This window comes from Lysinibacillus irui (assembly GCF_028877475.1).
GTDB classification, from domain to species: Bacteria; Bacillota; Bacilli; order Bacillales_A; family Planococcaceae; genus Lysinibacillus; species Lysinibacillus irui.
On record NZ_CP113527.1, the window covers coordinates 613,477 to 628,529 of the forward strand.

The 15,053-nt window shown below is 34.0% G+C and carries 18 protein-coding genes; all 18 read left to right on the top strand.

Translation table 11 applies throughout. The features are described 5' to 3' along the window. Positions 1 to 95 precede the first annotated feature (95 nt). The 18 genes from OU989_RS02895 (at position 96) to OU989_RS02980 (ending at position 15,041) form a co-directional block, all read left to right on the top strand. Positions 96 to 518 (top strand): ComF family protein, encoded by a 423-nt coding sequence (locus OU989_RS02895; protein WP_274795617.1) that lies wholly within the window; start codon positions 96 to 98, stop codon positions 516 to 518. A 69-nt stretch (positions 519 to 587) separates the two neighbouring features. Next, a complete protein-coding gene (locus tag OU989_RS02900; RefSeq protein ID WP_274795618.1) occupies positions 588 to 1,001 on the top strand; it encodes a TIGR03826 family flagellar region protein in 414 nt (137 codons plus the stop codon). 123 nt (positions 1,002 to 1,124) lie between these two features. After that, the gene (gene flgM, locus OU989_RS02905; RefSeq protein ID WP_274795619.1) at positions 1,125 to 1,385 is read left to right on the top strand and encodes a flagellar biosynthesis anti-sigma factor FlgM; all 261 of its coding nucleotides are present in this window, start codon (positions 1,125 to 1,127) and stop codon (positions 1,383 to 1,385) included. 27 nt (positions 1,386 to 1,412) lie between these two features. Then, positions 1,413 to 1,913: a flagellar protein FlgN gene (locus OU989_RS02910; RefSeq protein WP_274795620.1), complete on the top strand. Its 501-nt coding sequence runs from the start codon at positions 1,413 to 1,415 to the stop codon at positions 1,911 to 1,913. A 16-nt stretch (positions 1,914 to 1,929) separates the two neighbouring features. After that, positions 1,930 to 3,522, top strand: coding sequence for a flagellar hook-associated protein FlgK (flgK, locus tag OU989_RS02915; RefSeq protein ID WP_274795621.1), 1,593 nt, complete (start codon positions 1,930 to 1,932; stop codon positions 3,520 to 3,522). 55 nt (positions 3,523 to 3,577) lie between these two features. Beyond that, on the top strand, positions 3,578 to 4,492 hold the full coding sequence (flgL, locus tag OU989_RS02920; protein ID WP_274795622.1) for a flagellar hook-associated protein FlgL: 915 nt from the start codon (positions 3,578 to 3,580) through the stop codon (positions 4,490 to 4,492). A gap of 74 nt (positions 4,493 to 4,566) precedes the next feature. Beyond that, positions 4,567 to 5,130, top strand: coding sequence for a DUF6470 family protein (locus OU989_RS02925; protein WP_274795623.1), 564 nt, complete (start codon positions 4,567 to 4,569; stop codon positions 5,128 to 5,130). 14 nt (positions 5,131 to 5,144) lie between these two features. Continuing rightward, positions 5,145 to 5,588: a flagellar assembly protein FliW gene (gene fliW / locus OU989_RS02930; protein WP_274795624.1), complete on the top strand. Its 444-nt coding sequence runs from the start codon at positions 5,145 to 5,147 to the stop codon at positions 5,586 to 5,588. Continuing rightward, complete coding sequence (gene csrA / locus OU989_RS02935; protein WP_274795626.1) at positions 5,588 to 5,806, top strand: carbon storage regulator CsrA; 219 nt, start codon at positions 5,588 to 5,590, stop codon at positions 5,804 to 5,806. The genes fliW and csrA overlap by 1 nt, the downstream gene beginning before the upstream one ends. Positions 5,807 to 5,986: 180 nt before the next feature. Then, positions 5,987 to 6,895, top strand: a complete 909-nt coding sequence (hag, locus tag OU989_RS02940; protein ID WP_274795627.1) for a flagellin Hag — start codon at positions 5,987 to 5,989, stop codon at positions 6,893 to 6,895. 83 nt (positions 6,896 to 6,978) lie between these two features. Then, positions 6,979 to 8,679 (top strand): motility associated factor glycosyltransferase family protein, encoded by a 1,701-nt coding sequence (locus OU989_RS02945; RefSeq protein ID WP_274795628.1) that lies wholly within the window; start codon positions 6,979 to 6,981, stop codon positions 8,677 to 8,679. Continuing rightward, positions 8,672 to 9,016 (top strand): DUF8042 domain-containing protein, encoded by a 345-nt coding sequence (locus OU989_RS02950; protein WP_274795629.1) that lies wholly within the window; start codon positions 8,672 to 8,674, stop codon positions 9,014 to 9,016. The genes OU989_RS02945 and OU989_RS02950 overlap by 8 nt, the downstream gene beginning before the upstream one ends. Next, positions 9,016 to 10,215, top strand: a complete 1,200-nt coding sequence (locus OU989_RS02955) for a motility associated factor glycosyltransferase family protein (RefSeq protein WP_274795630.1) — start codon at positions 9,016 to 9,018, stop codon at positions 10,213 to 10,215. Before OU989_RS02950 ends, OU989_RS02955 begins: the two co-directional genes overlap by 1 nt. A 121-nt stretch (positions 10,216 to 10,336) precedes the next feature. After that, positions 10,337 to 11,308, top strand: a complete 972-nt coding sequence (gene pseB / locus OU989_RS02960; protein WP_274795631.1) for a UDP-N-acetylglucosamine 4,6-dehydratase (inverting) — start codon at positions 10,337 to 10,339, stop codon at positions 11,306 to 11,308. A gap of 11 nt (positions 11,309 to 11,319) precedes the next feature. Further along, positions 11,320 to 12,177 carry a glucose-1-phosphate thymidylyltransferase RfbA gene (gene rfbA, locus OU989_RS02965; protein WP_274795632.1) on the top strand — a complete coding sequence of 286 codons (858 nt, stop codon included), beginning with the start codon at positions 11,320 to 11,322 and terminating at the stop codon, positions 12,175 to 12,177. A 31-nt stretch (positions 12,178 to 12,208) separates the two neighbouring features. Beyond that, positions 12,209 to 13,291, top strand: coding sequence for a DegT/DnrJ/EryC1/StrS family aminotransferase (locus tag OU989_RS02970; protein WP_274795633.1), 1,083 nt, complete (start codon positions 12,209 to 12,211; stop codon positions 13,289 to 13,291). Beyond that, positions 13,292 to 14,344 carry a dTDP-glucose 4,6-dehydratase gene (gene rfbB, locus OU989_RS02975; protein ID WP_274795634.1) on the top strand — a complete coding sequence of 351 codons (1,053 nt, stop codon included), beginning with the start codon at positions 13,292 to 13,294 and terminating at the stop codon, positions 14,342 to 14,344. It begins immediately after the preceding gene. Beyond that, complete coding sequence (locus tag OU989_RS02980) at positions 14,322 to 15,041, top strand: dTDP-4-amino-4,6-dideoxyglucose formyltransferase (protein WP_274795635.1); 720 nt, start codon at positions 14,322 to 14,324, stop codon at positions 15,039 to 15,041. Before rfbB ends, OU989_RS02980 begins: the two co-directional genes overlap by 23 nt. Positions 15,042 to 15,053 lie beyond the last annotated feature (12 nt).

A 15,053-nucleotide genomic window follows, 5' to 3' on the forward strand; every position in this document is an offset into this window, starting at 1 on the left:
TAATAAAGCAATTCTCTCCGACTATATGTGAAAGATGTAACTCTCACTTTCAACGCTCAAACTCCTCTACCGCACTCTACCAATACAATGATCACATGAAAGATTTCTTACACCAGTTTAAATTTCTACAAGATGTAGCCCTCGCAAAAGTATTTCGTCAGGAGCTATATACTCGCTTTAAGAAAGAAAAGGCGACTTTTATTCCAATTCCCGTGCATCCCCTCAAACAACAGGAACGCACCTTTTCGCATACAGAGGAACTATTGAAGGCTGCTCATGTCCCATATATTCAGCTACTAGAAAAGACTACTACCGAGACACAAAGCTCTAAAAATAGAGAACAACGGTTACATGCGGCACCACTTTTTCGCTTGATGACGGATGTACACGTGGAGCATAAAGATTATCTTCTATTTGACGATATAAAAACTACAGGAACTACTTTACAGCATGCTGAAGATGTGTTAAAACAAGCAGGTGCTAAAAATGTCCAATACTTCACATTAATTGAAGGTTAAAAATACCAAAGTGTAATGTATAATAAATAACATTCATAGATAAGAAATGTTGTAAGAGGAGGAAAATAGATGGCAGAGGTTCGTAATTGTCCAAAATGTAATGAATTTTTCAATTATACAGGGGTCCGAGAGGTTTGTCATAAATGTGCACAATCAGAGGAAGAGCTGTATCAAATCGTCTATCGCTTCTTACGTAAACGCGAAAACCGTGCAGCAACAGTTGAACGCATTGTGGAAGCAACAGGCGCAGAAGAAGAGCTATTATACAGATGGGTTCGCAAAGGTCGTTTGCAACCAGCCATGTTCCCTAACCTTGGCTATCCATGTGATAACTGTGGTCACCTGACAACGAAAGGCAAGCTTTGTACGAAATGTCAGGATGAATTAAAGGCCGATTTGCGTACATTTGAAGCGGCAAAGGAATTCCGTGAAAGTGTAGAGCAACGTGATCGTGTCACGTATCACTCAGAGCGAAAACGTTAATAACTGGAATTGTGTGTTAATTTTAAACAAAATTAGCACACTTTTTTATATGTGAAAACTTAACATTATGTGAGACAATCCGAAATAATAGTAAGATAAGATTTTTAGATAGGAGGTTTCGATATGAAAATTACATCTTATGGAATTAATGCGGTGAACGCCTATAAAAACCAAGTGCGCAATGTGAAATCAGATACAAACAAAGCTTCTTTTGCAGATAAAATTGAAATTTCAAAGGCAGCACAGGAATTGCAAGGAGTTTCAACCTACAGTACAGAACGAGCTGACCGCGTACAGCAATTGAAAAAAGACATTGAATCTGGTGAATACAAAGTAGATGCTCGTAAAGTAGCGGAGGATATGCTGAAATATTATCGTTTCTAGGGAATAGCAGAAAGGGTGTATAGCGATATGTCTGTAGAAGCGATTAGTTCTACACTAACGATGCTAGAGAAAATGCATAAAAGCTTACTTGAACTAGCCTATAAAAAAACAGAAATCATCAAAGCTGGCGATATCGAAGCTCTAGACCAATTGCTCAAGGATGAGCAGGCACACGTAGCAGCCATCGATAAGCTCGAGCAACAGCGTCAGAAACAGGTAACGGACTACCTTGAAGCAAAGGGACTTGCTTCAACTGACAAAACAACTGTAGCAGATGTCATCGAGGCTGCTGAACAACAAGCTGACAAAGCAACACTATCAGCAGTTCGCGAACGCTTAATACAAATCATCAAAGACCTACGAAAACAAAATGATCTAAATCAAAAACTCGTTTTCCAATCTCTACAAATCGTCAACCTAACACTAGACGCCGTAAGACCTCGCACAGAGCAAATGAATTACTCTAGCAATGAGGTCCGCGGCACAAACAATATAGCTAAAAAATCATATTTCGATTCACAAGCATAACAAGGGAGGAAGAAACATGCGCTCAACATTTATGGGCCTAGAAGCAAGCAAACGCGGCCTCTTCGTACAACAAACAGCTTTATACACAACAGGACACAATATCTCGAACGCTAACACGCTAGGTTACTCTCGCCAACGAGTAAATATGCAGGCGACACCAGGTTTTCCAACAGCCGGCTTAAACCAACCTACTTATCCAGGACATCTTGGTACTGGGGTTGAAGCAAGTTCAATCCAACGTATTCGCAGTGAATTTATCGATCGCCAATACCGTCAAGAAACAAATAAATTTGGATATTGGGAATCTAGAACAAATGCTATAGCACAAATGGAAGATGTCATGAATGAACCTTCGGAATTCGGTTTAGATAAAGCATTCGAGCAGTTCTGGAAAGGACTTGAAGATGTGGGGACTAAGCCTGCAGATGGTGCTTCACGTCAAGTAGCTATTAGCCGTGCAGAGCACTTAGCTGAATCTTTTAATTACCTTGATAAACAATTAAAAATGATTCAGGGCAATCTTGGAAATGAACTTAATGTTTCGACAACTCAAATTAATACCATCCTTAAACAAATTGCAGCGGTTAATAAACAGATACAAGAGGTCGAACCAAGTGGACATGTACCGAATGATTTATATGATGTTCGTGATACTTTAGTCGATAAATTAAATGAGTATATCCCAGTATCAATTGAACGTATTCCTTCAGGTGGTTTAGCATCAGAGGTTGCAGAAGGAAGTTTGAAAATTACCTTTAAAGGGACAGATGGTATTGTCAGAGATCTAGTAAACGGTAAAGATTTCGCTCAATTTACAGCAATGGGTACAAATGGCACTAAGGTGACAGGCGACGATATTACAAACTCTTTTTCTGAATTACAATTAACAGGATTGGAATCTTTAGATGTACATGAGGCTGGCACTGTCACTAGTACACAAACGGCCATTAAACAGCAAGATTTTGAAGCATCGAAAGGGAAATTACTTTCATTAATTAATTCATTTGGTTATCAAAGTGCGGGTGGCGATGTTAAAGGATACTACCCAGAAACTTTACAAAAATTAGATCAATTAGCCAATGCATTTATTAAAGAATTCAATGCACAACATGCAAAAGGTTATACACTAGAAGAGAAAGATGCAAATGGAAACATCATCAATGCTTCTGTACAAGGAGGCGTTTTCTTTGAAGGTACTGGTGCTGGTGGAATCAAGGTTAATGAAGATATCCTAAAAAACCCCAACCTATTAGCTGCATCTTCTAACCCAACAGAAGAAGGAAATGGTAAGAATGCTTACGAACTTGCAAATATGCAACATAAATTATATGCAGATATAGATAACGCAAGCTTACAATCATTCTACCAAGCGATTGTCGGAAAAGTTGGTGTAGATGGTGAAGAGGCGTTACGTTTAGCTGCGACATCTGAATCCCAGCGTCTTATGGTATCTAATAGCCGTGATGCTGTAAGTGCAGTTTCCTTAGATGAAGAAATGACAAATATGATTACATTCCAACAAGCGTATAATGCAAATGCACGTATGATTACGGTTGTCGATGAAACATTGGATAAAATCATTAATGGTATGGGTCGAGTTGGTCTATAACCATAATATATAGAGATAACTCTCTTAAACTTACAAGAAGGAGGTTTTTTTCAGAATGCGTGTAACACAATCTATGCTTTCAAATAACATGCTACGCAATTTAAATAACAGCTATGGTAAAATGTCAAAGCTCCAAGACCAAATCAACTCCGGTTCAAAAATTACTCGGCCATCTGACGACCCAGTAATTGCAGTTAAAGGAATGGGTTATCGCCGAGATTTAGCTAAAGTTGAACAATATACTCGTAATATGATTACAGCAAGTAGCTGGTTAGATTCGACGGATGAATCTCTTAATCAGGTAGGCGAGCAAATGAAGCGAGTTCGAGAACTTGTCATTCAAGCTTCCAACGATACTAACACACCTGAAGAACGTGAAAAAATGAAGATGGAAATTGATCAAATTCGCCAACAGATACAGGATGTAGGAAATACGAATATTGGTGGCAGTTACATATTTAGTGGAACCAATACAAATCAGCCATTGTTTATACCAGGAGGAAGCGGTAAAGTAATTGATCCTAATATAAACAGTAATACAGTGAATATTGAAATTTATGATGGTATTCAAATCCCAGTCAATACACCGGGCAAGGATTTATTTAAAAATATAGATGATATGATGGGGAAAATCTCTGATATACTAGGCGACCCAACAAAAACAGGTGAAGAAATAGGAGATATGCTTGGCGGCTTATCATCATCGAGTACTAATGATGATATTACGGCAATGCATAATAAAGTCTTAGAGGCACAAGCGGATATCGGTGCCCGTCAAAATCGTGTAGAGATGATGGAAAATCGTCTAGGGATCCGTGAGGTTAACGTTACAAAACAATTAAGAGATAATGAATCTGTCGATTATGCAAAAGCTATCACTGAAATGGTGACACATGAGTCTATTCATCAGGCTGCACTTTCCGTAGGTTCTAAAATCATTCAACAAACACTAGTGGATTTTATTAGATAGTAACAAAAGAATATAAATTTTCATCAGCGTTTGGATACTTAGTTCCAGACGCTTTTCTTGAAAGGAGAGATTATATGAGACTCCCGCAAATTCAAATTCGGACAACGGATGCGAAATTAGATCTTAATATATCAAAGCCACAACAGTATATTAAACAACCTAGTGCTAAACAGCATATTGAACAACCCGCTGCAATTTTAGAAATTCATACAACAAGAGGTGTTTTAAAAATAGATTCTTCACAGGCTAGACGGGATGTTGGTATGATAGGGCCTTTGGAAGCTACAAAAAATGCTGCAGCTGAAGGACAACAAGCTGCTTTAAAAGGTGCTGCAAGACGGGCAAGGGAGGGGCGACAAATGATGATGTCAGCGGGCAAAGGACAAGGGCATACAACCATCCAAAACATTGCAAAGCAAAATCATGGTCCACAACGTACACCCTTCAACATTAAATTTGTCCCATCAATAGGAGCTGTAAAAATAGACTATACACCAGGCACAACTGACGTTAATATTCAACGTAGAGAGCCAATAATTGACGCTAAAGTGAACAAACCAATACACGAATACACACCAGGAAAAGTAACTGGTACAATGGTACAAAGACCAGATGTTGACATCGATGTCATCATTTAAAGGAGAGTATATAATTGGAAATTACTACTAAATTTTTAGGAGAAGTCAAAATTGATGAACAAGATATCCTTACATTTGAACATGGCTTACTTGGATTAGAGGAGGAGAAAAAATTTGTTTTGCTACCGATCGATGCAGACCTTCCCTTAGCAATATTACAATCAGTTGAGCGGCGTGAAATTGGTTTTGTCGTTGCATACCCTTTCGCTTTCAAAAAGGATTATAGCTTTGAGATAAGTGAAGATGATCTTGAGCAGCTACACTTAGAGAAGGAAGAGGATGTGTTAACATATTCTATAGTAACAATGAAGGAAACATTCCAAGATTCAACTATTAATCTACTTGCACCTTTAATCATTAATTTGGATAAAAAATGCGGTAAACAAATTGTCCTTCAAGATAGTAAATCCTATCCATTACGTTACCCAATGCAGTCATTGGAAGGAAGTGCGAAATAATGCTTGTCCTATCACGTAAAAAGGATGAATCTATCATGATTGGAGATCAAATTGAAATAAAGATACTAGCCGTAGAAGGCGAGCAAATTAAACTTGGAATTGTTGCACCGAAAACGGTGAAAGTACATCGCTCAGAAGTTTTTGAAGCAATTCAAGCTCAAAATAAAGAAGCTCTTTCTTCAACAACAAACTTCTTAGAGAAGCTGAAGAAAAAATAAGAGATTAATGTTCATTTTGAATCTATTACATAAAAAATAAAAAACTTTTAAAAAAACTATTAAATATCTCCAACTAATTACGATATATAGGATGTAAGGGGCAGGAAGTATACATACTACCTAATCCGAAATTCCACAAGGATGTGGAATACAAAACAAACATTCAAGGAGGAATTCCAAATGAGAATTCAACACAACATTTCAGCTTTAAACACACACCGTAACCTTACTTTCAACAACACTCAAGCTTCTAAAAACCTTGAGAAATTATCTTCAGGTTACAAAGTAAACCGTGCTGGCGATGACGCTGCTGGTTTAGCAATCTCTGAAAAAATGCGTGGACAAATCCGTGGTCTTGACATGGCTACTAAAAACGCACAAGATTCAGTATCTTTAATTCAAACTGCTGAGGGTGCTCTTAACGAAACACACGCAATCCTACAACGTATGCGTGAGTTAGCAGTTCAATCTGCGAACGATACAAACGTATCTTCTGACCGTGCTGCATTACAATTAGAAATTAACTCTCTAGCAAAAGAAATCACTCGTATTTCTACTGATACTGAGTTCAACACACAAAAATTATTAGATGGTACTTTCGGTGGTAAAGTACAATCAGGCGCAGACTTTGACATTAATAATGCAACTGCTGCTGAAGGTAAAGTATTCCACATTGGTGCGAACTCTGGTCAATCTATCAACTTAAGCATTGGTAACATGTCAGCGTCTGCACTTGGTGTAAATGCTGCTGCTGATCCTGCCGATGTTACTGAGGCTGGTACAGATGGTATTAATATTTCAACTCAATCAGCTGCAGATAACTCTATTTCAATTATTGATAAAGCATTAAACCGTGTATCTGAAACTCGTGCATCTTTAGGTGCAGTTCAAAACCGTTTAGAGCACACAATTAATAACTTAGGTGCAACATCTGAAAACTTAACAGCTGCTGAATCACGTATCCGTGATACAGATATGGCTAAAGAGATGATGGGCTTCACTAAAAACAACATCTTAATGCAAGCTGCACAATCAATGTTAGCTCAAGCTAACCAACAACCACAAGGCGTTCTTCAATTATTAGGTTAATTTTTAAACGCTAAACCTCTAGCTTTGGCTAGAGGTTTTTTATATTATTAAATAATGAAGATGAAGTATCGAGGTGATATGTTTTGAAAATTAATATTGAGTTCATACCCAGTAAAAATGGTGAGGAAACATTAAAAATAAATGAGTACTTTGTACATAGTAAATATAATCCTAATAAAGAAGCGGAACAGTTAATTCATAATCAATACACACCTCATCACACTCATATCATTTTTGGTTATGGGTGTGGTTATATTGTAGATGCTTTATTAAAGCGTAGATCATTTGAAGAGACTATTATTGTGATAGATCCCTTATTTGATAATCAAACATTAAAACCTAAACACCAAGCTCTTAATTTATTTATGTTTGATAGTACAGCCATTTCAGTACTTGAACTATATATAAATAAAATTGCTACAAATACACGTGTAACCTTTAAAATAATATGTACTTCAAATTATGAAAAGTTGTTTCCGAATCAGTATAAAGAACTACTAAAAAAAATAGTTGATATACAATATAAAAATAGAACAAATGATTATACGATATTACGGTATGCTAAAGACTGGCAACGTAATTTTATAGAAAATTTACAAAATCTCAATGTGGACTGCACTATTGAGGGGTTATATAAAACATATAACTGTCCTGTTGTGGTAGCTTCGGGTGGTCCCTCTTTAACAAAGCAGATTCCCTTAATAAAAAAATATAGAAAATATATGATACTAATTTCAGCAGGCTCAACAACTAATTCATTAGTAAGTAATGGTATAGAACCGGATTATGTTGTCACAATAGATGGCGGTGAACCTAATTATCACCATTTCAAAAATTTACTTCTAAAAAATGCTGAAATAATTTATAGTATGCAAAGTCATTATATGGTTAGAAAATCTTTCGAGAAAAAAGGATTTGTCATCGGAACAAACGGTTTTAAGAAATTGGCAAAATATCTTGATAATGAAGTAGGATTAAAGTTTCCTGTTTTAGAGTATGGAGGAAGTGTAGCTCATTCAGCCTTTAATGTTGCCCATTTTATTACTACTGGACCGATTGCTTTAATAGGTCAAGATTTGGCATATACAGATAATTTAACTCATGCTACAAGTAACAAAAATGCTAGAGGTATCGATGAAGCATTTATTAAAGAACATGAGGCATTTCAAATTGAGGGTTATTATGGAGAGCTCGTTTGGACAAATCCTGTATTCCAATCAATGAAATTAGATTTTGAAGCTCTTATCGCAGTGAAGAAACCAGATGTACCATTTTATAATTGTACTGAAGGTGGTGTTAAGATAAAAGGTTTCGAACAAATGTCATTTGAAGATTTTTTAAAGCAATTTGTAAGTAAAATAGAAGAAACTAAAGTAATAAAAGTAAATGATATTAACCTGAATTTAGACATCAATAATAATTTAAAACATATGCTTAACAATTTAAATGAGTTAAAAGTATTTTTAAATAAAGGGTTAATTGTAATAGAGAAAATTGAACTATCTAATCAAATTGATAAAAAAGCTCTTAAAAAATTAGATAATTTGGAAAGAAATATTAATAAGCTTCTTGATAAAATTCCCATGGAACCAATGACTAATTCTATTACAATAGATATTTTAAGTAATTATTTACCAGAAGAAAATGAAACTACAGTTGAAACTTATAAACGAGTTAATAGGCAAACTAAGGCCTTATATACACAGCTACAGGATGCTATAAATTATACTGAGCAGTGTATTAAAAATGTATTTGAAAATAGTGAGGTTGAAAACAATGAATGAAGTAATTGATGTAATTAGTAGCTACAATGAGTATATTTTAAAGGTGACTAAAGGAAGTGTTCAAATTGCCGAACATTTACGTAAAGATGAAGTACCTGAAGCAATGCAAATGATTTTACAATTTTCTGAAGGAATGGGCTGGCTAGTAGAAGCTAGTGAACTACTTGCTAAAAATAAAGTAACAGTTCACTTACCAGTCGAACAAATTCATGAGTTTTTAAATGAAATTAATAGTGGACTAGAACTGCAAGATTACGTATTAGTTGCTGATATGTTTGAATATGAAATCGCACCATTTTTTGAACAACTAGCGCCAATTGAAGGGTTTGAAAACTAATGAACTGGGAAGTTGCTACCGCAAAAAATGGAGAAGCAACATTAACGTTAAATAATTATGCGATTTATAGTAAATATAGACCTAGGGAAGATGCATGGAAATGGATAGATAGTGAATTTGAAGAATCCATGGAACAGTATTTCTTAATTGGTCTAGGTCTTGGCTATCATGCTGAAAGGTTAGCGAAATTAGCAAAAGGTAAAAGAGTCATTGTATATTTCTTTGAAAAAATAGAATATGAGTTATTTTTGAACAACGACAAATCTGATGATTTACTATTAAAAATAGAAATTATTCATGATTTGAAGGATATTATCTTAAATGAAAAGACCCAGGTGCTGATTTCCGGTAGTTGGATAAAAGCAATTGGACACGACCATCCACTATTTACTTATTTAGAAGATATAAAAATTAATCAAGTGACCTATAAAAGATCTGCCGATTTAATGGAAAATAATTTTAAAAGTAACATGCGAATTGCTTCAGAAATTCAAAATTACCCAAAATATATAAAGAAAATTGCATGTATTGTTGCATCAGGTCCATCGCTTAATAAAACAGTAAGCTGGTTAAAAGAAATACAGGATAAAGTCGAAATATTTGCAGTGGGCTCTGCTTTGAAAATATTATTGCTAAATGGAATAACACCCACAGCGGCTATTATTTCAGATGCAAAGGATGACATTATTAAACAAATTGAAGGATCAGGATATCTGGGTACATTGTATTTTTTAAGCACTGCTAATGCCAAAACTGTTATCAAACATGAGGGAGACTCTTTCATAATATTTCAACAAGGGTATCCTTTAGCCGAGGTAGCTGCAGAAAAGCATCAAATGCCTCTGTTTGAGACAGGGGGCTCCGTATCTACAGTTGCTATTAGCTTACTAGAATATTTGAATTTTGAAGAGATTATTTTATTTGGACAAGATCTGAGTTTTGTAGGCAATCAAACACATGCCAAAGGTTCTACATCTGGAAGGGCAGTCAGTGATGATTTAAATATAAGAGAAGTTCTTGCTAATGATGGCTCTTTAGTTTATACGACACCAAATTTGCAAGTCTATACAAGGTGGATAGAAAATAAGGCTAAACGAATGTCAAAAAAACTTTATACAACATCAGAGAAAGGTGTTTTTATACCTAAAGTACCATATATAAACCAAAAAGAACTAAATAGCATTGTTGATTCAAATTAAAAGCCTACTGAGATGTAGGTTTTTATTTATTATTGAGGAATTTTGTCGATATATATAGATAGAAGATGGTTATATAATAAAATACATAAAATGAATAAATAAGAATGGAGATATACGCACTATGAACGTATTAAAAAATAAAACAGTTCTTGTCACAGGTGGAACAGGTTCCTTTGGGAAAAAATTCATACATAAAGCATTAACACTAGGTGTAAAAAAAATAATTGTTTTTAGTCGTGATGAACTAAAGCAGTATGAAATGAAACAAGAGTTTGATGATAATCGTCTACGTTTCTTTATCGGTGATGTTAGAGATAAAGATCGTCTTTATAGAGCTTTTAACGGTGTGGATATTGTTATTCATGCAGCAGCAATGAAACATGTTGATGCTTGTGAATATAATCCATTTGAAGCGGTTAAAACAAATATTCATGGTGCACAAAATATTATTGAAGCAGCTATAGATTGTGGAGTGGAAAAGGTAATTGCTCTTTCTACAGATAAAGCATGTAGTCCTGTAAATTTATATGGAGCGACAAAACTAGCTTCTGATAAATTATTCGTAGCAGCTAATGCCTATGTTGGAGATAAAAAAACAAGCTTTTCAGTAGTTCGCTATGGTAATGTGGTGGGCAGTCGCGGAAGTGTAGTACCTTTCTTTAAAAAAATGAAAGAAACAGGTACTTTACCAGTAACAGATGAGCGCATGACTCGTTTCTGGATTACGCTTGAGCAAGGTGTCCATTTTGTACTAGATAATTTAGAACGTATGCATGGCGGAGAAATTTTTGTTCCGAAAATTCCAAGCATGAAAGTAGTGGATTTAGCAAAAGCCATTGCGCCAGAATGTGAAATTCAAATTATCGGCATACGCCCAGGTGAAAAATTACATGAGGCAATGATTATGGAGGACGACGCTCGCCATACAGTAGAATTTAAAGATTATTATATTATTCAACCAGAATTTTCATGGTGGTCAAAAAAATACGCTGAGGGTGGTAAGGAATTATCGGACGGGTTTGCTTATACAAGTGATTCTAATGAAGAATGGTTACAAATAGATCAATTAAAAGAAATGGTGAAAAAATTTTAAAGGAGTTCAAAATGAAAGGTATTATATTAGCAGGTGGTAGTGGAACACGTTTATATCCGTTAACAAGATCTATTTCTAAACAAATTCTACCGATATATGACAAACCGATGATTTATTACCCTTTATCAGTTCTAATGTTGACAGGGATAAAAGAAATACTAGTTATCAGCACTTCAAAAGATTTATCTTTATTTAAGGAATTACTGGGCAACGGGGCTCAATGGGGAATAACAATAGAATATGCTCAACAGAGTGAACCTAAAGGAATTGCCGATGCTTTTATTGTAGGTGAAGATTTTATCGGTAGTGATTCAGTTTGTTTAATATTAGGAGATAATATTTTTTATGGACAAGGGTTTACGCCTGTTTTAAAAAAAGCTGCCACATTAAAAGAGGGAGCGATTGTTTTTGGTTATCAAGTAAAAGATCCCGAACGTTTTGGTGTTGTTGAATTCGATGAGAATTTAAATGCTATTTCTATAGAAGAAAAGCCAAATGTCCCCAAATCAAATTTTGCAGTGACTGGTTTATATTTTTATGATAACGATGTAATTTCAATTGCTAAAAATGTGAAGCCATCTAAGCGTGGAGAAATAGAAATTACGGATGTAAATAATGAATATTTGAATCGAAAAAAATTAAAAGTCCAACTTCTTGGAAGAGGATTCTCATGGTTAGATACTGGAACATTTGAAAGTTTATTAGAAGCAGGGCAATTTGTTGAGACTGTTCAAAAAAGGCAAGGTTATATGATTGCTTGTTTAGAAGAAATTGCTTTAAATAATGGTTGGATTGTAAAAGAAGAAATTAACATTGGTAAGGGGGAAAATAGCTATAACGTATATGTGAAATATTTAAAGGATAAATAATATAAAATTATTAGTAAAGGAGGTTTATGAAATGATACCAGTTACACAACCTTTTCTTCCCCCTAAAGAAGATTATGAAAAAAAGTTAGAGTTAATATGGGAAAAGAAATGGTTAACCAATAATGGATACTATGTTTCTAATCTAGAAAAAATGCTGGAAAGTGAATTGAATGTGCCTAATCTAAAATATGTAACTAATGGAACATTAGCCCTTCAGCTAGCTATAAAGGCATTAGATATACAGGGTGATATTATTACCACTCCATTTTCTTTCGTCGCAACAACTACCTCTATTTTATGGGAAAAATGTAAGCCTGTATATGTTGATATCGATCCGACAACATTATGTATTAATCCTGATAAAATAGAAAGTGCTATTACATCGAATACGGTTGCAATTTTGGCTACACACGTATTTGGTATTCCTTGTGACGTTGAAAAAATAGAAATAATAGCTAAAAGGCACAATTTGAAAGTGGTTTATGATGGTGCACATGCCTTTGGTGTTACTTATAAAGGACAGTCTATATTTAACTATGGTGATATCTCAACTTATAGTTTCCATGCAACTAAAGTTTTTCATACAGTAGAGGGGGGAGGTATTACGTGCATTAGTGATGAACTAGTAACAAAAGTTGAACTCTTGCATAGCTTTGGTTATTTTGGTGAAGATTTTTATTTACCTGGGATAAATGCAAAAGCGACGGAATTTCATGCCGCAATGGGCTTATGTAACATGAAATACATTAAGCAGAATTTAGAAAAGCGAAAAAGAATAAGTGAACAATATAATATGATGCTACCTAAGGAAATTCAAGTTATTCATATTAAGGAGAATGTTGGATACAATTATGCATACTATCCTGTTATGTTTGACAGTGAGGATGTCTTATTAAGAGTAATTTCAAATTTACAAACAAAAGAAATACAAACTCGTCGATATTTTTATCCATCTTTAAATAAACTATCTTATATTACTGAAAATTTTGACTGTCCAATTTCAGAAAGTGTTTCGAAAAGAATTTTGTGTCTGCCATTATATGTAGATTTGGACGAGTATATTGTGAAAGAAATAGCAGATATTATTTATTCAGTAATTGAGGGGAGAAACTAAGTGAATCTATTAGTTACAGGTGGAGCAGGATTTATTGGTTCTAACTTTATTAGTTATATACTTAGTAAATATCCACAATATAAAATTATTAATTTAGATCTTTTAACATATGCCGGTAATTTAGAGAATTTAAAAGAAGTTGAAAATCACCCCAATTATGAGTTTGTTGAAGGGGATATTTGTAATCGAGATCTAATAGGTTTTTTATTTAAAAAATATGATTTTCAAGGGGTTTTCCATTTTGCAGCTGAATCTCATGTTGATAATTCTATCAAAAATCCCGAAACGTTTGTAAAAACAAATGTTAATGGAACTTTTACTTTATTAGATGTAGCCAGAGGTCATTGGATGGAAGCATCTAATAAGGTGAAAAGAGAATTTGTTAATGCTCGGTTTCATCATGTTTCAACCGATGAGGTTTTTGGTTCATTAGGAAGTGAAGGATATTTTACTGAAGAAAGTCCTTATGCACCTAATAGTCCTTATTCAGCAAGTAAAGCAGCTTCTGACATGTTAGTTCGAAGTTTTTATCATACATATGGAATGAATGTTGTGACGACAAATTGTTCAAATAACTTTGGACCAAGGCAGCATGCTGAAAAGTTGATTCCAACGATTATAAGAAAAGCACTAGCTTTTGAACATATCCCTATTTATGGAGATGGTTTGAATATTAGAGATTGGTTATATGTAGAAGATCATTGTCGAGCAATTGATTTAGTCTTTCATGAAAGTGATGCGGGAGAAACTTATTTGATTGGTGGACATAATGAAAAGACTAATTTAGAAATTGTAAATGATATTTGTGGAATTCTAGATGAGAAACTCTCAGATAAATTAGAAGAAAACAATATGTATTCTTTTAAAGAATTGATTACTTTTGTTGAGGACCGATCAGGGCATGATTTTAGATATGCGTTAGATTCAAGTAAAATTCATGAAAAACTCAAATTTAATTTTGCAGAAAATGACTTTAAAAAAATAGAAAAAACTATAGATTTTTATATAAATTTCAAAAGTAGGGATAACATTGAAAGTATTAGTTTTAACTGATAATCAAAATATTTATGAAAAATTCCTAAATGATATTTTAAATTCTTTTAAGAGTATAGAATTTGATTTTTACTGTAGTCCAAATAGTAAATTATTATATATGTTAAAGCCTTTGAACATAAAAAAAAACACTAATGAAATTATTGGAAAATACAGTCTAGTGATTTCTTTGCATTGCAGACAAATATTCCCGGAACATTTATTACAAAAGGTACTTTGTGTTAATATTCATCCAGGCTATAACCCCTATAATAGAGGATGGTATCCACATATATTTGGAATTATTAATAAAAAGCCAATAGGTGCAACATTGCATATAATGGATGCGAAAATTGATAATGGTCCAGTAATTGATCGAATTCTTATAAAAGTAGAGGCGCATGAAACATCTTTAGAAGTTTATAATAAAATATTAGATGCTGAAATAAAATTGTTGAAGAAAAACTTGGCTGCCATTTTTGATCGTACATTTAAAGTTATGCTAATTAATAATGAGGCTTTTGATGGTATCAATTATGAAAAAGATTTTATTAATTTATGTGAAATTGATTTAGAAAGTAAGTTGAAATTTCAAGAGGCTATCGATTACTTGAGAGCTATGTCACATGGAGAATATAAAAATGCATACTTTTATAATGAAAAAGGTGAAAAAATCTATGTACAATTGAAACTGTTTAAAGAAGAATATACAGAATGATAATAGTATAAA